15 protein-coding genes are annotated in these 16,222 nt (G+C 66.9%); 12 read left to right on the top strand and 3 right to left on the bottom strand.

Annotated elements, in window-relative coordinates:
* The first annotated feature begins 2 nt into the window (after positions 1-2).
* Genes JC881_RS18175 through JC881_RS18190 form a run of 4 tightly spaced genes read left to right on the top strand, consistent with a single transcriptional unit; the run spans position 3 to position 4,512 of the window.
* Positions 3-1,031, top strand: a complete 1,029-nt coding sequence (locus JC881_RS18175) for an ABC transporter ATP-binding protein (RefSeq protein ID WP_198787105.1) — start codon at positions 3-5, stop codon at positions 1,029-1,031.
* Complete coding sequence (locus tag JC881_RS18180; protein ID WP_198787106.1) at positions 1,028-2,071, top strand: peptide ABC transporter ATP-binding protein; 1,044 nt, start codon at positions 1,028-1,030, stop codon at positions 2,069-2,071. The genes JC881_RS18175 and JC881_RS18180 overlap by 4 nt, the downstream gene beginning before the upstream one ends.
* Positions 2,072-2,112: 41 nt before the next feature.
* The gene (locus JC881_RS18185; RefSeq protein ID WP_198787107.1) at positions 2,113-3,744 is read left to right on the top strand and encodes an ABC transporter substrate-binding protein; all 1,632 of its coding nucleotides are present in this window, start codon (positions 2,113-2,115) and stop codon (positions 3,742-3,744) included.
* Positions 3,745-3,747: 3 nt separating this feature from the next.
* Positions 3,748-4,512, top strand: coding sequence for a 5'-methylthioadenosine/adenosylhomocysteine nucleosidase (locus JC881_RS18190; protein ID WP_198787108.1), 765 nt, complete (start codon positions 3,748-3,750; stop codon positions 4,510-4,512).
* Here JC881_RS18190 and corA read toward each other — a convergent pair.
* Positions 4,505-5,491 carry a magnesium/cobalt transporter CorA gene (gene corA, locus JC881_RS18195; protein ID WP_013538896.1) on the bottom strand — a complete coding sequence of 329 codons (987 nt, stop codon included), beginning with the start codon at positions 5,489-5,491 and terminating at the stop codon, positions 4,505-4,507. The two genes, JC881_RS18190 and corA, sit on opposite strands and share 8 nt — an antisense overlap.
* Positions 5,492-5,704: 213 nt before the next feature.
* On the opposite strand from corA, the gene JC881_RS18200 reads away from it, so the two are divergent.
* The 4 genes from JC881_RS18200 (at position 5,705) to hprK (ending at position 10,254) form a co-directional block, all read left to right on the top strand.
* Positions 5,705-7,822, top strand: coding sequence for an ATP-dependent helicase (locus JC881_RS18200; RefSeq protein WP_233101871.1), 2,118 nt, complete (start codon positions 5,705-5,707; stop codon positions 7,820-7,822).
* Between the two features lie 318 nt (positions 7,823-8,140).
* Entirely contained in the window at positions 8,141-8,470 is a 330-nt protein-coding gene (gene hpf, locus JC881_RS18205; protein ID WP_093436673.1) for a ribosome hibernation-promoting factor, HPF/YfiA family, read from the top strand.
* Positions 8,471-8,685: 215 nt separating this feature from the next.
* Complete coding sequence (locus JC881_RS18210; RefSeq protein ID WP_093127334.1) at positions 8,686-9,153, top strand: PTS sugar transporter subunit IIA; 468 nt, start codon at positions 8,686-8,688, stop codon at positions 9,151-9,153.
* Positions 9,154-9,294: 141 nt separating this feature from the next.
* Entirely contained in the window at positions 9,295-10,254 is a 960-nt protein-coding gene (gene hprK / locus JC881_RS18215; protein WP_093436676.1) for an HPr(Ser) kinase/phosphatase, read from the top strand.
* A gap of 19 nt (positions 10,255-10,273) precedes the next feature.
* Here the strand turns inward: hprK and fur are convergent, their stop codons facing one another.
* Complete coding sequence (fur, locus tag JC881_RS18220; RefSeq protein ID WP_042581320.1) at positions 10,274-10,693, bottom strand: ferric iron uptake transcriptional regulator; 420 nt, start codon at positions 10,691-10,693, stop codon at positions 10,274-10,276.
* A gap of 89 nt (positions 10,694-10,782) precedes the next feature.
* Here fur and JC881_RS18225 point away from each other — a divergent pair, with 89 nt between their 5' ends.
* From JC881_RS18225 to JC881_RS18240, 4 genes are all read left to right on the top strand, one after another.
* Positions 10,783-11,337 (top strand): outer membrane protein assembly factor BamE, encoded by a 555-nt coding sequence (locus JC881_RS18225; protein ID WP_198787109.1) that lies wholly within the window; start codon positions 10,783-10,785, stop codon positions 11,335-11,337.
* 143 nt (positions 11,338-11,480) lie between these two features.
* Positions 11,481-12,281, top strand: coding sequence for a 4-hydroxy-tetrahydrodipicolinate reductase (dapB, locus tag JC881_RS18230; protein WP_269823190.1), 801 nt, complete (start codon positions 11,481-11,483; stop codon positions 12,279-12,281).
* 99 nt (positions 12,282-12,380) lie between these two features.
* The gene (locus tag JC881_RS18235) at positions 12,381-13,076 is read left to right on the top strand and encodes a MotA/TolQ/ExbB proton channel family protein (RefSeq protein ID WP_198787110.1); all 696 of its coding nucleotides are present in this window, start codon (positions 12,381-12,383) and stop codon (positions 13,074-13,076) included.
* 18 nt (positions 13,077-13,094) lie between these two features.
* Entirely contained in the window at positions 13,095-13,565 is a 471-nt protein-coding gene (locus JC881_RS18240; RefSeq protein ID WP_198787111.1) for an ExbD/TolR family protein, read from the top strand.
* A 138-nt stretch (positions 13,566-13,703) separates the two neighbouring features.
* Here JC881_RS18240 and JC881_RS18245 read toward each other — a convergent pair whose 3' ends face one another.
* Entirely contained in the window at positions 13,704-16,187 is a 2,484-nt protein-coding gene (locus tag JC881_RS18245) for a glycogen/starch/alpha-glucan phosphorylase (RefSeq protein ID WP_198787112.1), read from the bottom strand.
* Positions 16,188-16,222 lie beyond the last annotated feature (35 nt).

The following is a 16,222-nucleotide window of genomic DNA, read 5'->3' on the forward strand; positions in this document are numbered from 1 at the left end:
CGATGCCTTTGCTGGACATCAAAGATCTGCACGTCGAATTTCCCACGCAGGGCGGCGTGCTGCACGCCGTCGACGGTGTGAGCCTCACGCTCGAAGAGGGCGAAGTGCTCGGCATCGTCGGCGAATCGGGCTCGGGCAAGAGCGTCACGATGATGGCGCTCATGGGCCTCGTCGGCTTTCCGGGCCGCGTGCGCGCGGACCACATGCGCTTCGCGGGGAAAGACCTGCTCGGCATTTCGGACAAGGCGCGCCGCTCGCTGGTCGGCAAGGAGGTCGCGATGATCTTCCAGGAGCCGACCACCAGCCTGAACCCCTGCTTCACCATCGGCTTCCAGCTGATGGAGGTGCTGCGTCTGCATCTGAACCTGGACAAGCGCACCGCGAAGAAACGCGCGACCGAGCTGCTGGAGCAGGTGGGCATTCCCGCCGCATCGTCGCGCCTCGCAAGCTATCCGCACCAGCTCTCGGGCGGCATGAACCAGCGCGTGATGATCGCGATGGCCATCGCCTGCAACCCGCGCCTTTTGATCGCCGACGAGCCGACCACCGCGCTGGACGTGACCATCCAGGCACAGATCCTGGACCTGCTGCGCGACCTGCAGAAGGAGCGCGGCATGGCGCTGGTGCTCATCACGCACAACATGGGCGTGGTGAGCGAGATGGCGCAGCGCATCGCCGTGATGTACGCGGGCCAGGTGATGGAGCACCAGCGCGTCGACCGGCTCTTCGCATCGCCGCAGCACCCGTACACCGAGGCCTTGCTCGCGGCATTGCCTGAACGCGCCGCGCCTGAAGGGCGGCTTGCCACCATCAGCGGCGTGGTGCCCGGCGTGCACGACCGGCCCTCGGGCTGCCTGTTCGCGCCGCGCTGCAGCTACGTCACCACGCGCGCCTGCAACGTGCGCCCCGCATTGCGCGAGTGGCAGGGCGCGGAGGTGCGCTGCCACTATCCGCTCGGCGAGCCGGGCCGCATCGTGGCCATCGAGCAGGACCGGCCGCAGCAGGTGCCCGCGGCGGAGGCGCTGCAATGAACAACGACAAGGGCGCGCCCGGCGACATCGTGGTCGAGGCCACCAACCTGCAGCGCACCTACGACGTGCGGCGCGGGCTCTTTCGCGCGCCGGCGCATCTGCGCGCGGTGGGCGACATCTCGTTCCGCCTCGAGCGCGGCCGGACGCTGGCGGTGGTCGGCGAATCGGGCTGCGGCAAATCGACGCTCGCGCGCATGGTCGCGCTGATCGAGAAGCCGACGGCGGGGCAGCTCACGCTCGTCGGCGCCGATGCGGTGAACCCGCCGGCCGAGCGCAAGCGCGAGCTGCGCCAGGCCGTGCAGCTGGTGTTCCAGAACCCCTACGGCTCGCTCAATCCGCGCAAGAAGATTTCGGCCGTGCTCGAAGATCCGCTCGCGATCAACACCACGCTGGGCAAGGCGGAGCGTGCCGCCAAGGCGCGCGAAATGCTCGCGCGCGTGGGCCTGCGCCCCGAGTACGCGAACCGCTATCCGCACATGTTCTCGGGCGGCCAGCGCCAGCGCATCGCGATCGCGCGCGCGCTCATGCTGTCGCCGCGCCTCTTGGTGGCCGACGAGCCGGTGTCGGCGCTGGACGTGTCGATCCAGGCGCAGGTGCTGAACCTCCTGGCCGACCTGCAGGCGGAGCTCGGGCTCGCGTACCTCTTCATCTCGCACGACCTGGGCGTGGTGCGCCACATCGCGCACGACGTGCTCGTGATGTACCTGGGCCACGCGGTGGAGCAGGGCCCGAAGGGGCGCATCTTCGCGCGGCCGCTGCATCCGTACACGCAGGCGCTGCTGGCCTCGACGCCGGGGCTCAGCAGCCAGCGCATCGTGCTCAAGGGCGAGCTGCCGTCGCCGCTGAATCCGCCCACGGGCTGCGTCTTCAACACGCGCTGCCAGCACGTGCAGCAGCGCTGCCGCGAAGAACGGCCGCTGCTGCGCGCGCTCGACGAGCGGTTGGTGGCCTGCCACTACGCAGAGAAGTTTCTCGATGGCGCGCCGCCCGTGCGCGCCGATGGTCCCGTGCTCGCCGCTGCGGCGGCGGCGAATCCCTGAGTTCGTTTTCCTTTTTTTCAACCGTGTCTGAAGGAGTCCTCATGAAGACCCAACCCTCCGTTTCGCGCCGCTCACGACTGCTGGCGCTCCTGGCACCGACAGCGCTTGCGGCCCTTACCCTGGCCGCGGGCGCGGTGTCGGCCAAGACGCTGGTGTATTGCTCCGAAGGAAGCCCGGAGAATTTCTATCCGGGCATGAACACCACCGGCACGTCGTTCGACGTGACCACGCAGGTCTACAACACCATCGTGGAGTTCGAGCGCGGCGGCACCAAGATCACCCCGGGCCTCGCAGAAAAGTGGGACATCTCGGCCGACGGCACGGTGTACACCTTCCACCTGCGCAAGGGCGTGAAGTGGCACACCACGAGCAAGAGCTTCAAGCCCACGCGCGACTTCAACGCCGACGATTTCATCTTCATGCTCGAGCGCCAGTGGAAGGAGAGCGATCCGTTCTTCAAGGTGACGAGCCAGAACCACTCGTACTTCAACGACATGGGCATGCCCAAGCTCCTGAAGTCGGTGGACCGCATCGATGACTTCACCGTGAAGATCACGCTGAACCAGGCCGAGGCGCCGTTCCTGGCCAACCTGGCGATGCAGTACGCGGGCATCCAGTCCAAGGAATACGCGATCGCGATGCTCAAGGCCGGCACGCCCGAGAAGGTGGACCAGGACCCGATCGGCACCGGCCCCTTCTACCTCGTGCAGTACCAGAAGGACGCGATCATCCGCTTCAAGGCCTTCCCGCAGTACTGGGGCGGCAAGGCCAAGATCGACGACCTCGTGTTCGCGATCACGCCCGATGCGTCGGTGCGCTGGGCCAAGCTGCAGAAGGGCGAGTGCCACGTGATGCCGTACCCGAACCCGGCCGACCTGGACGCGATCCGCAAGGACCCGAACGTGCAGGTGCTGGAGCAGCCGGGCCTGAATGTGGGCTACCTCTCGTACAACACGACCAAGAAGCCCTTCGACGACGTGCGCGTGCGCAAGGCCATCAACATGGCGATCAACAAGAAGGCCATCATCGATGGCGTCTACCTCACGACCGGCGTGGCCGCGAAGAACCCGATTCCACCGACCATGTGGTCCTACAACGACGCGATCAAAGACGACCCGTACGACCCCGAAGCCGCCAAGAAGCTGCTCGCGCAGGCGGGCTTCCCCGACGGCTTCTCGACCGACCTGTGGGCCATGCCGGTGCAGCGCCCGTACAACCCGAACGCCAAGCGCATCGCCGAGCTGATGCAGGCGGACCTCGCCAAGATCAACGTGAAGGCCGAAATCAAGAGCTTCGAATGGGGCGAGTACCGCAAGCGCCTGCAGGCCGGCGAGCACCAGATGGGCATGCTGGGCTGGACCGGCGACAACGGCGATCCGGACAACTTCCTCTACACGCTCCTGGGCTGCGCTTCGGCCAAGTCGGCGAGCGGCAGCAACATCTCCAAGTTCTGCTACCAGCCCTACGAAGACCTCGTGGTGAAGGCCAAGAGCACGGTCAAGCAGGCCGACCGCGATGCGCTCTACAAGAAGGCGCAGGTCATCTTCAAGGAGCAGGCGCCGTGGTTCACCATCGCGCACGCGGTGCAACTCAAACCCGTGCGCAAGGAAGTGATCGACTTCAAGCTCAGCCCCTTCGGCCGTCACACCTTCTACGGCGTGGATATCAAGTAAACGGTGGCTGCGCCCATCGCCATCGTCGCGGCGATGCACGAGGAGCTGAAGGCGCTCCTCGCGCAGATGCCCGACGAGCAGCGCGTGCGCATTGCCGGGCGCGACTTCTGGGTGGGCCATCTGCATGGCCAGCCGGTGGTCGCGGTGCTGTCGCGCATCGGCAAGGTGGCGGCGGCGGTCACGGCGACGATGCTGCTCGAACGCTTCGCCGTGCGGGGCATCGTGTTCAGCGGTGTTGCGGGCGGGCTCGCGCCGGGCGTGAATGTGGGCGATGTGGTCGTGGCGACCGAACTGCTTCAGCACGACATGGACGCCTCGCCCCTCTTTCCGAAATACGAAGTGCCGTTGATGGGCCTTTCGCGTTTCGCGACCGACGCTGCGATCAGCGATTCGCTGGTTGCCGTCGCCGAAGAGGCACTGCGCGATCCGGTGGCGTTGGTGGGGCAAGGCGCTGTCGATGAGTTCGGCCTTCGTTCACCGAAGGTGCATCGCGGGCTGCTGGTGAGCGGTGACCGCTTCGTCTCGACCGCCGCAGAGAGCGACGCGCTGCGCCGCCAACTGCCCGATGCACTCGCCGTGGAAATGGAAGGCGCCGCGGTGGCGCAGGTGTGCCACGACTACGGCGTGCCCTTCGCGGCGATGCGGACGATTTCAGACCGCGCCGACGATGAAGCCCACGGCGACTTCGCGCGCTTCGTCGCCGAGGTCGCGAGCCGCTACAGCCTCGCGCTGGTCGGCGCGTGGCTCGCGCGGCAACCGGCTACTTGAGCCAGCCGCGCCGGCGGAAGTACCACATCGGCACCAGCGCGCTCGCAGCCATCAGCACGATGGCGTACGGATAGCCCATGGCCCAGTCGAGCTCGGGCATGAACTTGAAGTTCATGCCGTAGATGCTCGCGATCAGCGTGGGCGGCAAGAGCGCCACGCTCGCCACCGAGAAGATCTTGATGGTCTTGTTCTGGTTGATGTTGATGAAACCGACGGTCGCATCCATCAGGAAGTTGATCTTGTCGAAGAGGAAGGCCGTGTGGTTGTCCAGCGATTCGATGTCGCGCAGGATCTGCCGCGCCTCCTCGAACTGCTCGGCGTTGAGCATCTTGCTGCGCATCATGAAGCTGACCGCGCGGCGCGTGTCCATCACGTTGCGGCGGATGCGCCCGTTCAAGTCTTCCTGCCGCGCGATGAGGCCGAGCACTTCGCCGGCCAGCTCGTCGGTGACGTTGCCCGAGAGCACTTTCTTGCCCGCCACCTCGAGCTCGTCGTAGATGTTCTCCAGCGTGTCGGCCGAGTATTCGGCGTCGGCGTCGAAGAGCTTGAGCATCACTTCCTTCGCGTCTTCGATCAGCCCCGGCGCGCGGCGCGCGCGCATGCGCAGAAGGCGGAACACGGGCACGTCCTCGTCGTGGATCGAGAACAGCACGCCGCGGCTGCGCAGATCGGTGTTGTGCTGGTTGAGGATGAACGCCACGCGCACCGTGCGCGGGTCTTCGTCGTCGTCGATCAAAAAGTCGGAGCGGATGTGCAGCTCGCCGTTGTCTTCCTCGTAGAAGCGGGCGGATTCCTCGATGTCCTCGTCCATCGCGTCTTCGGGAATCGAGAGGCCGTAGTACTGCTTGATCCAGCGCTTTTCCTCGAGCGTGGGCGATTCGAGGTCGACCCAGATCGGCTGGAACTTGGAGAGCTCTTCCAGCGACTCGATCTCTTCCTGGACGAGGCGGCCGTTGGCGAGCGTAAAGATATTGAGCATGGGCTCACTCCCGGGGATGACTGAACGGTGGGCGAGGGAGGGGCGCTTTCAATTCCCGGGCCCGGCGCGAGCGCGTCAGAAGGGAGTTGAAAGCTGCCGAGACGGGGCGGTTTCCATGGGGGAGTCTCCGGTTGCAGCGAGGCGCGATTATGTCACCGGCCACAGGGCGGCAACCTGACCGAACTGGACGGACATACAGTAAAGTCGTGCCCCATGCAGACCGCTGCGACCCCCGTTTTTTCCGCTGCGCCAAAGACGCAAGCCGAGCGCCTGGCCGCGGCGTTGGCCACGCTCAACGACGACCAGCGCGCGGCGGTCGAGCACGGCGTGGGCGCCGCGGTGGCCGACGATCACCGCCCGCTGTTGGTGATTGCCGGCGCCGGCTCCGGCAAGACCAGCACGCTGGCGCACCGCGTGGCGCACCTGATCGCGGATGGCGTCGATCCGCAGCGGCTGCTGCTGCTGACCTTCTCGCGCCGCGCCGCGCAGGAGATGGAGCGCCGCGCGGGCCAGGTGCTGGCGCGCGTGCTCGGGCTGAAGTCGGAGCGGCCGCCCGCGCTGCCGTGGGCCGGCACCTTCCATGGCATCGGGGCGCGCCTCTTGCGCGAGTACGCGCCGCAGATCGGCCTGGACGAGAGCTTCACGATCCACGACCGCGGCGACGCCGAGGACCTCATGGGGCTGGTGCGCCACGAGCTGGGCCTGTCGTCCACGGTGAACCGCTTCCCGCGCAAGGGCACGTGCCTGTCGATCTACTCGCGCTGCGTGAACACGCGCGCCTCGGTGGCCGAGGTGCTGAAGGAAGCCTTTCCTTGGTGCGGCGAATGGGAGGCCGAGCTCAAGAGGCTGTTCAGTGCCTACGTCGAGGCCAAGCAGCAGCAGAACGTGCTCGACTACGACGACCTGCTGCTCTACTGGGCCGAGATGGTCGCGGAGCCCGCGCTGGCCGAGGCCGTGGGCGCGCGCTTCGACCATGTGCTGGTCGACGAGTACCAGGACACCAACCTGCTGCAGGCCTCGATCCTTCTCGCGATGAAGCCCGACGGGCGCGGCGTCACGGTGGTGGGGGACGATGCGCAGTCGATCTACTCGTTCCGCGGCGCGACGGTGCGCAACATCCTGGATTTTCCGGCGCAGTTCAGCCAGGCCGCGCGGGTGGTCACGCTGGAGCGCAACTACCGCTCGACGCAGCCGATCCTGGACGTGTCGAACCGCGTGATCGCGCAAGCCGCCGAGCGGCACGCCAAGACGCTCTGGACCGACAAGCCCTCCGCCGGCAAGCCGCAGATCGTGCTGGTGCCCGACGAAGCGGGGCAGGCGCGCTGGGTGGCCGACAAGGTGCTCGCGCACCGCGAGGGTGGGCTCGCGCTCAAGTCGCAGGCGGTGCTGTTTCGCACCTCGTCGCACAGCGCGGCGCTCGAGTTGGAACTGGCGCGCCGCAACATCCCGTTCGTGAAGTTCGGCGGCCTCAAGTTTCTCGAGGCGTCGCATGTGAAGGACCTGCTCGCGGTGCTGCGCTTCGCCGAGAACCCGCGCGGGCGCATGGCGGGGTTTCGCGTCACGCAGTTGATTCCGGGCATCGGGCCCGTCACGGGTACGCGGTTGCTCGATGCGATGGACCAGGCGGCCGACCCGGCCGTGGCCGTGCGCGACTTCGTGCCGCCGTCCGCGGCGCGCGAGCAGTGGGCGGGCTTTGCCGAGACTTATGCCGCGTTGCGCGCGCCGTCGCTGGCGTGGCCGGCCGATGTCGAGCTGGCGATGGACTGGTACCTGCCGCACCTGGAGCGGCTCTACGAGGACACCTCCGGCGTGCGCCGCCAGGACGTGGAGCAGCTGGTGCGCCTGGCCGCAGGCTATGGCTCGCGCGAGCGCTTCCTGACCGAGCTCACGCTCGATCCGCCCGAGGCCACGAGCGATCGCCCCGGGCCGCCGCTCTTGGACGAGGACTACCTGATCCTCTCCACCATCCATTCGGCCAAGGGCCAGGAGTGGAACTCGGTGCACGTGCTCAACGTGGTCGACGGCTGCCTGCCGGCCGACGTGGCGCAGAGCGCGCACGAACTGGAGGAAGAACGGCGCTTGCTCTACGTCGCGATGACGCGGGCCCGCGACCATCTGCACCTCCTCGTGCCGCAGCGCTTCTACATCACGCAGCAGGCGGTGCGGGGCGACCGGCACCTGTACGCGAACCGCACGCGCTTCATCACCGAATCGGATCTGGCGGGCTTCGAGCAGCAGACCTGGCCGCCACCGCCGGTTCGCGCGCCCGCCGTGCCGCCGCCTACTGCCGTGATCGATCTGCGCAACCGCATGCGCGCGGCCTGGCGCTGAAGCGGCTGGCCCTTCGCCCGGCAGGGTCACCGGGCAAAAAGCTCGTTAACACTTGCTGGCAAAGCGCCACGAAGGCGGGCCAACATGCGCGGGCAGCTATGGATTCGATAGCGGATTGAAGCAGGCCCCGGGCGCCCCCGCCACCCGGAGAACCCAGGTATTGCAATACCGTGACAGCTTGGGCATAGTGAATCGACCGACCCCTCTTTCTCCCCCTTCTTCTCCCTCTCCCACCGCACCACACCTCTCGTTTCGCCGGCCACGCTCCATTCCGGAGCGGGGTCATTTCCCCAACCGTCAATTCTCAGGAGGTCATTCATGAATTTGACGATCAGCGGTCATCACCTCGACGTCACCCCTGCCTTGCGCACCTACGTCACGAGCAAGCTGGACCGGATCACACGGCATTTCGACCAGGTGGTCGATGTGAAGGTGATCCTCACGGTGGAAAAGCAGAAGGAAAAGGAACGCCGCCAAAGGGCGGAGTGCAACATTCACGTCAAGGGCAATGACATGTTCGCGGAGTCGAGCCACGCTGATCTCTACGCTGCGGTCGATGAACTGGTCGACAAGCTCGACCGCCAGGTGGTTCGCCACAAGGACCGACTGCAGGACCACCATCACATGGCGCCCAAGCGCGTGATGTGAGCACCGGGCGAGGCCCTTCCTGGGGCCGCTCGCACCACAGGCCGCCTTCGGGCGGCCTTTTGCTTTTCCGACTGTGGCCCAGGGACTTTGGGGTTTCTTTCTGGCTTCTGCCTAGGCGCAGCGAGGCCTCCGGGCAACATGTAAACAGAAAGTAGGTAGGGGGACTGGGGGTTTTTACCAACCGGGTGCATAATCGCCCCCGCTCTGCCCCCACCATGAATCGCCTCGCGTCCATCCTGCCGCCCGCCCAAGTGCTTGTGAGCGTTGACGCTACCAGCAAGAAACGTGCTTTCGAAGAAGCTGGCCTTCTGTTCGAAAGCCTTCACGGCCTGGGACGCGCCCTGATCACCGACAGCCTCTTTGCGCGCGAGCGCCTCGGCTCCACCGGCCTCGGTCACGGCGTTGCGATTCCACATGGCCGCATCAAGGGCCTGAAGGCCCCGATGGCCGCGGTGTTCCAGCTGGCCAACCCCATCGGTTTCGATGCCCCGGACGAGCAGCCCGTCGCCCTCCTGATCTTTCTCTTGGTGCCCGAAGCGGCCACGCAGAAGCACCTGGAAATCCTCTCTGAAATCGCCGAACTGCTGAGCGATGCCAGCCTGCGCGAACAGATCAAGTCCAGCACCGATGCGGCCGCGCTCCACGGCCTGATCGCCGGCTGGCAGTCGACCCAAGTCGCATAAAGGTGACTCGCCCCCAGGCTTCGCGCATTTCGTGTCGCTTCGCCAACCCCCTTCCGGGGCAATACCAGCGGCCCGGCAAAGCCGGTTCCGCGGTATTCTGGCCTGCTTCCAACTAGGCGCCGCGCGCCGCCTCCTGAACGCATGAAGCCGACCGTCATCAGCGCCGATGCCATGTTCGAGGAGTTCCGCGGGTCGCTCCGCTGGGAATGGCTCGCGGGGCTCGGCGCTTCGGAGCGCCAGTTCGATCCCGAAGTCATCAGCCGCGCCCAGTCGGCCGCGGACCTGGTCGGCTACCTCAACTACATCCACCCGTACCGCGTGCAGATCCTGGGCGCCCGCGAGGTGGCTTACCTCACGCGCGGAAGCCCCGACGACTGCGCGCGCCGCATCGCCCGCATCGTCACGCTGGAGCCGCCGATGCTGGTGCTGGCCGACGGCCAGGCGCCGCCGGACGAACTGCTGTCGATCTGCGAGCGCGCGCAGCTGCCGCTCTTCGCCACGCGCGAATCGTCGGCCTTCGTGATCGACCTGCTGCGCGCCTACCTGTCCAAGCATTTCGCCGAGCGCACCTCGATGCACGGCGTGTTCATGGACATCCTGGGCATGGGCGTGATGATCACGGGCGAGTCGGGCCTCGGCAAAAGCGAGCTCGGCCTGGAGCTGATCTCGCGCGGCAACGGCTTGGTGGCCGACGATGCGGTCGACCTCTACCGCATCAACCAGAACACTATCGAAGGGCGTTGCCCGGATCTGCTGCTGAACCTGCTGGAAGTGCGCGGCATCGGCCTCCTGGACATCCGCGCGATCTTCGGCGAGACGGCGGTGCGCCGGAAGATGCGCTTGAAGCTCATCGTGCACCTGGTGCGGCGCGACAGCTTCGAGCGCGACTACGAGCGCATGCCCTCGGCGCCGCTCACGCAGGACGTGCTGGGCATTCCGGTGCGCAAGGTCATCATCCAGGTGGTGGCGGGGCGAAACATCGCCGTGCTGGTAGAGGCGGCCGTGCGCAATTCGATCCTGCAGCTGCGGGGCATCGACACCTATGCGGATTTCGTGGCGCGCCACCACAAGGCGATGGAAAGCGGGCGCGACGGCGACTGACGCCGTCTTCGTCGACCGTTCAGCGCTTCGCTACGCAGTCGCCGCAGAGGCCGTAAAGCGACATGGCGTGGTCCTGCAGGATCCAGCCCTTGTCCTTGGAAATCATCTGCTGGCGGCGCTCGATCTCGGCGTCGTAGAACTCCTCGACCTTGCCGCACGAGGTGCAGATCAGGTGGTCGTGGTGGGTGCCTTCGTTGAGTTCGTAGACTGCCTTGCCGCTCTCGAAGTGGCTGCGCTCCAGGATGCCGGCCTGCTCGAACTGCGTGAGCACGCGGTAGACGGTGGCCAGGCCGATGTCGGAATGCTCGTTGAGCAGCACGCGAAACACGTCTTCGGCCGTCATGTGCCGCTGGCTGCCGGTCTGGAAGATTTCCAGAATCTTCAGGCGTGGCAAGGTGGCCTTGAGGCCGGTATTCTTGAGTTCGTCGATATTGGCCATTGATGGTTCCTGCGCCCTGTGCTGCGGTCAGGTCCTGAAAAGGTCAGCCGCTACAATGGCCGATCATATCGCTACCCCCTTTTCCTCCCATGCCTGCCATTCTCCAACGCCGTCCCTGGCTGCTGGCTGCTGCCGTCGCCGCGACGCTCTGCCTCGGTGCCTGCAGCGGTTTCAGCGATCGCACGCGGGGCGCGCTGTCCGCGATCACGCCCTACAAGGTCGAAGTGGTCCAGGGCAATTTCGTGTCGAAGGAACAGGTCGCGGCGCTCAAGCCCGGCATGTCCCGCCAGCAGGTGCGTGAAATCCTCGGCACTTCGCTGCTGAGCGACGTGTTCCACGCCAACCGCTGGGACTACGTGTTCACCATCCGCCGCCAGGGCGTCGAGCCCCAGGAACGGCGCCTGACGGTGTTCTTCAACGGCGAGCTGCTGGACCGCTTCGAAGGCGGCGAGATGCCCAGCGAAGAAGAATTCGTCGCCACGCTCGATACCCGCAAGAAATCCGGCAAGGTGCCCCCGCTGGAGGCCACCGAAGACGAGCTCAAGAAATTCGCGCCGGCCAAGGATGAGAAAGCCGACGCCGCCGCATCGGCCGCCGTGCCGCCGCTGCCGGCCGCCTACCCCCCGCTCGAAGCCGCGCGCTGAGCGCAGCAGGAGCGGGCGGCGCCCGCCGAGTCAGGCGGCGTCCGTCCGGTGCCCTTCTTGGTTCCCAGTGGCCTGCGGGCCATCTTGAAGACTGAATCCGCGTGACCGAACCTACCTCTTCCTCTCTTTCCGCCACCCCCGCGCTGCGCCGCATCGCCATCGCCGGCGCCTCGGGCCGCATGGGCCACATGCTGATCGAGGCCGTGCGCAACGCCCCCGACTGCCGCCTGGCCGGCGCCCTGGACATCGCCGGCAGCGAGGCCATCGGCGCCGACGCCGCGGCGTTTCTGGGCTTCACGAGCGGCGTGCCCATCGTGGCGGACCTGCGCACGGGCCTTGCGGACGCGCAGGTGCTCATCGACTTCACCCGCCCCGAAGGCACGCTCGCGCACCTGGCGATCTGCCGCGAGCTCGGCGTGCAGGCGGTCATCGGCACCACCGGCTTCAGCGATGCGCAGAAGGCCGAGATCGCCGAGATCGCCAAGGACGTCGCGATCATGCTGGCCCCCAACATGAGCGTGGGCGTCAACGTCGCCTTCAAACTGCTCGAGATGGCGGCCAAGGCGATGGCGACCGGCTACGACATCGAGATCATCGAGGCCCACCACCGCCACAAGGTCGATGCGCCCTCGGGCACAGCGCTCAAGATGGGCGAAGTGATCGCCGACGCGCTGGGCCGCGACCTGAAGGACTGCGCCGTCTATGCCCGCGAAGGCATCACCGGCGAGCGCGACCCCTCGACCATCGGTTTCTCGGCCATCCGCGGCGGCGACATCGTGGGCGACCACACGGTGCTTTTCGCCGGCATCGGCGAGCGCATCGAGATCACGCACAAGTCGTCCAGCCGCGTCACTTACGCGCAGGGCGCCCTGCGCGCGGTGCGCTTCCTGGCCGGTCAAAAGTCCGGCCTCTTCGACATGTACGACGTGCTCGGCCTGCGCTGAAATGACGGCCCCCCGGCTTGCCACTTCGTGTGCGTCGCCACCCCCCGTGGGTGAGGCGCGACTCGCCTTGGGGCGGCCCGGCGGCGGCCGCAACACCCGATGAGCGTGCTCCAACTGCTGACCCAGGGCGACGGCGTCAGCCGTTCGGTGGCGGCGCTGCTGTTGGCGATGTCGATCGCCAGCTGGGTCGTGATCCTCTGGAAGGCGTGGCTCTTGCGCGGTGGCACGCGCGACGTGCTGCGCGGCATCGCGGCGTTCTGGCAGTCGGCCACGCTGGCCGATGCCGAGCAGAAGCTCAAGGCGTTCGACCGGGCGACGCTGGTGCTGCCGGCGGTCGTGGCCCTCACGAACGCGGCGGCCATCAACGTCAATGGCACGCTCGGTGCGACGGGCGACCGCAACCAGCGCCTGACGCGCGCGCTGCGCGATGCCTTGCACGGCGCGCTGCGGCGCCTGCAGGCCGGGCAAATTCTTCTCGCGACGGTCGGCGCCACTGCGCCCTTCGTCGGCCTCTTGGGCACGGTCTGGGGCATCTACGGCGCGCTGACGGGCATCGCGGGCCAGACCGGCGGCTTCACCATCGACAAGGTGGCCGGCCCGGTCGGCGAGGCGCTCGTCATGACGGCCTTCGGCCTCGCGGTCGCCATTCCGGCCGTGCTGGCCTACAACGTGTTCGGCCGCGTCATCGGCCGCGTCGAGGCCGAGCTCGAAGGCTTCGCGCACGACCTGCTCGGCAGCTTCGGCGACGCACCGGCACCCGCCGCACCGCCGCCGGCGCGGCCGATGCCCGTCTGACCGGGGAGCGCACGCACCATGGCCTTCGGACGCACTTCGCTCGGCAGCAGCGCCGCGGGCGGCGGACGCGCCACGGGCGCCGGGGGGCAGCGACCGCTCTCGGACATCAACGTCACCCCGCTGGTCGACGTGATGCTGGTGCTGCTGGTGATCTTCATCATCACGGCGCCGCTGATGGCCAGCTCGATCAAGCTCGACCTGCCGCAGACCGATGCCGGCCAGCCCAACGACACGCCCAAGTTCGTGAGCCTCTCGGTCGATGCATCGGGCAAGGTCTTCCTGAACGACAAGCCCGTGACCGACGAAGAGCTGGCCGCCCAGCTCGAAAAGGCCGCCGCGGACAGCAAGGACACCGAAGTGCAGCTGCGCGCCGACCAGACCGTGCCCTACGGCAAGGTGGTGGCGCTCATGGGGATCGCGAACAAGGCGGGGCTGAGCCGCATCGGCTTCGTGACAGAGGCCGAAGCGGCCACTGAAAAGCCGCGCTGAACTTGTCTTGCCCCTTCCCCCTTTGGGGGAAGATTGGGATGGGGGCAAGCGGCGTTCGTTCAGCGCAAGGCTTCATCAGCCGCCGCGTGCCCCCACCCCGGCCACTCCCCCAGAGGGGGAGGGAGAAATACCGAAGACTCAGCCCAGAACCACGGGCTTCGTGTTCCAGATCTCGTGCGCGTACTGCGCGATCGTGCGGTCCGACGAAAACGCCCCCATCCCCGCCACATTGAGAATCGCCATCCGCGTCCACGCGTCCGAATCGCGGTAGAGCGCATCCACCTCGGCTTGCTTGGCGACATAGCTCGCGTAGTCCGCCAGCAGCAGGTAGTGGTCGCCCCAGTTCACCAGCGCGTCGTAGATGCCCTGGAAGCGCGAGGGCTCCCCGGGCGAGAACGCGCCGTCGCGGATCGCGTCGAGCACGCGCTTCAATTCCGCGTTCTCCTCGTAGATCTCGCGCGGCTGGTAGCCGCGGGCGCGAATGTCCGCCACCTCCGGCGTCGTGTTGCCGAAGATGAAGATGTTCTCCGGCCCCACGTTCTCGCGCATCTCCACGTTGGCGCCGTCCAGCGTGCCGATGGTGAGCGCGCCGTTCAGCGCGAACTTCATGTTGCCGGTGCCCGAGGCCTCGGTGCCCGCGGTGGAAATCTGCTCCGAGAGGTCCGCTGCCGGCATGATGATTTCCGCCAGGCTCACGCTGTAGTTCGGCAAAAACACCACCTTCAGCAGCTTGCCCACGCGCGCATCGGCGTTGATGGTGCTGGCCACATCGTTGATGAGCCGGATCACCAGCTTGGCCATCACGTAGGCCGAAGCCGCCTTGCCCGCGAACACCACCACGCGCGGCACGATGTCGATGGGCGTACCGGCGGCCTGCGCGTCCAGGATGCGGTGGTAGCGCGCCACCACGTGCAGCACGTTGAGCAGTTGCCGCTTGTATTCGTGGATGCGCTTGACCTGCACGTCGAACATCGCGTCGGTGTCCAGGTCGATCTTCAGGTGCTCCCCGACCCAGTTGGCCAGCCGCAGCTTGTTCTCACGCTTGGCGTGGCGGAACGCGCGCACGAAGGCAGGTTGCGCGGTCATCGGCTTGAGCGCTTCCAGTTGCGACAGGTCGCGCCGCCAGCCCTTGCCGATGCGCTGGTCCAGCAGTCCGGCCAGCGGCGGGTTGGCCTGCGCGAGCCAGCGGCGCGGCGTGACGCCGTTGGTCTTGTTGTTGAAGCGCTCGGGAAAGATCTTGTCGAAGTCCGCGAAGATCGACTGCTTCATCAGCTCCGAATGCAGCCCCGAGACGCCATTGATCGAGTGGCTCGCGAGCACCGCCACGTACGCCATGCGCACGCGCCGCTCGCCCGATTCGTCCACCAGCGAAAGCCGGCGCATCAGCTCCACGTCGTTGCCCACCTTCTGCGTCACGGTGGCCAGGAACTTCGCGTTCATGTCGTAGATGATCTGCAGGTGCCGCGGCAATATGCGCCCCAGCATCTCCACCGGCCAGGTCTCCAGCGCCTCGTGCATCAGCGTGTGGTTGGTGTAGCTGAACACCTTCTGCGTGTGCGCCCAGGCCTCGTCCCACGCGAGGCCATGCTCGTCGAGCAGAAGGCGCATGAGCTCGGGCACCGCGAGCACCGGGTGCGTGTCGTTCAGGTGGATGCTGACCTTCTCGGAGAGTTGGTCGAAGGTCTTGTGGCTGCGCAGGTACCGGCGCAGCAAATCCTGCACGCTCGCGCTGCAGAAAAAATACTCCTGATGCAGCCGCAACTCGCGGCCCGAGGGCGTGGAGTCGTCGGGGTAGAGCACGCGCGAGACGTTCTCCGACTGGTTCTTGCTTTCCACCGCGCCCATGTAGTTGCCGCGGTTGAAGGCCGAGAGGTCGATCTCCTCGGTGGCGCGCGCCGACCAGAGCCGCAGCGTGTTGGTGGCCTGCGTGCCGTAGCCGGGAATGATGGTGTCGTAGGCCACGGCCAGCACGTCGTGCGTGTCGACCCAGTCGGCCGCGCCGTAGGGCGCATTCAGGCCCTCGCGCTTTTGCACGCGGCCGCCGAAGCGCACGCGGTAGTTCACCTCGGGCCGCTGGAACTCCCACGGGTTGCCGCGCGTGAGCCAGTAGTCGGGCGTTTCCACCTGCTGGCCGTCGACGATGCGCTGGCGGAACATGCCGTACTCGTAGCGGATGCCGTAGCCCATGCCCGGCACGCCGAGCGTGGCCATCGAATCGAGGAAGCAGGCCGCCAGCCGGCCCAGGCCCCCGTTGCCGAGCGCCGCATCGGGCTCGCGCTCGGCGAGCGCCGCCATGTCCACGCCGAAGTCGGCCAGGGCTTCGCGCACCGTGTCGTACAGATCCACCGCGAGCAGCGCGTTGGTGAAGGTGCGCCCGATGAGGAACTCCATCGAGAGGTAGTAGACGCGCTTCAGGTCCTGCGCGTAGTTGGCGCGCGTGGTCATCATCCAGCGCTCGACCAGCTGGTCGCGCACGGCCTGCGAGGTGGCGTTGAGCCAGTCGTCCTGGCTGGCGGCGACCGGGTCCTTGCCGACCGCGTAGATCAGCTTGTTGGCCACGGCGCGCTTGAAGGCCGCGACGTCGCGGTCGGGGTGGTCGTAGGCGAAGTCTTTGATCGTCATGGTTGTGGCGCTCTCGGGTGAGTGGTGTGGTGTCG

It is taken from the genome of Variovorax sp. IB41 (assembly GCF_016405905.1).
Lineage (GTDB): Bacteria > Pseudomonadota > Gammaproteobacteria > Burkholderiales > Burkholderiaceae_C > Variovorax.

Excerpts from the sequence above, each read along its gene's own strand:
- JC881_RS18235 (WP_198787110.1), top strand. The coding sequence starts at position 12,381 with ATGAGCGTGCTCCAACTGCTGACCCAGGGCGACGGCGTCAGCCGTTCG.
- JC881_RS18245 (WP_198787112.1), bottom strand. The coding sequence starts at position 16,187 with ATGACGATCAAAGACTTCGCCTACGACCACCCCGACCGCGACGTCGCG.
- JC881_RS18185 (WP_198787107.1), top strand. The coding sequence starts at position 2,113 with ATGAAGACCCAACCCTCCGTTTCGCGCCGCTCACGACTGCTGGCGCTC.
- JC881_RS18240 (WP_198787111.1), top strand. The coding sequence starts at position 13,095 with ATGGCCTTCGGACGCACTTCGCTCGGCAGCAGCGCCGCGGGCGGCGGA.
- corA (WP_013538896.1), bottom strand. The coding sequence starts at position 5,491 with ATGCTCAATATCTTTACGCTCGCCAACGGCCGCCTCGTCCAGGAAGAG.
- JC881_RS18210 (WP_093127334.1), top strand. The coding sequence starts at position 8,686 with ATGAATCGCCTCGCGTCCATCCTGCCGCCCGCCCAAGTGCTTGTGAGC.
- JC881_RS18225 (WP_198787109.1), top strand. The coding sequence starts at position 10,783 with ATGCCTGCCATTCTCCAACGCCGTCCCTGGCTGCTGGCTGCTGCCGTC.
- JC881_RS18175 (WP_198787105.1), top strand. The coding sequence starts at position 3 with ATGCCTTTGCTGGACATCAAAGATCTGCACGTCGAATTTCCCACGCAG.
- hprK (WP_093436676.1), top strand. The coding sequence starts at position 9,295 with ATGAAGCCGACCGTCATCAGCGCCGATGCCATGTTCGAGGAGTTCCGC.
- JC881_RS18200 (WP_233101871.1), top strand. The coding sequence starts at position 5,705 with ATGCAGACCGCTGCGACCCCCGTTTTTTCCGCTGCGCCAAAGACGCAA.
- hpf (WP_093436673.1), top strand. The coding sequence starts at position 8,141 with ATGAATTTGACGATCAGCGGTCATCACCTCGACGTCACCCCTGCCTTG.
- fur (WP_042581320.1), bottom strand. The coding sequence starts at position 10,693 with ATGGCCAATATCGACGAACTCAAGAATACCGGCCTCAAGGCCACCTTG.
- JC881_RS18180 (WP_198787106.1), top strand. The coding sequence starts at position 1,028 with ATGAACAACGACAAGGGCGCGCCCGGCGACATCGTGGTCGAGGCCACC.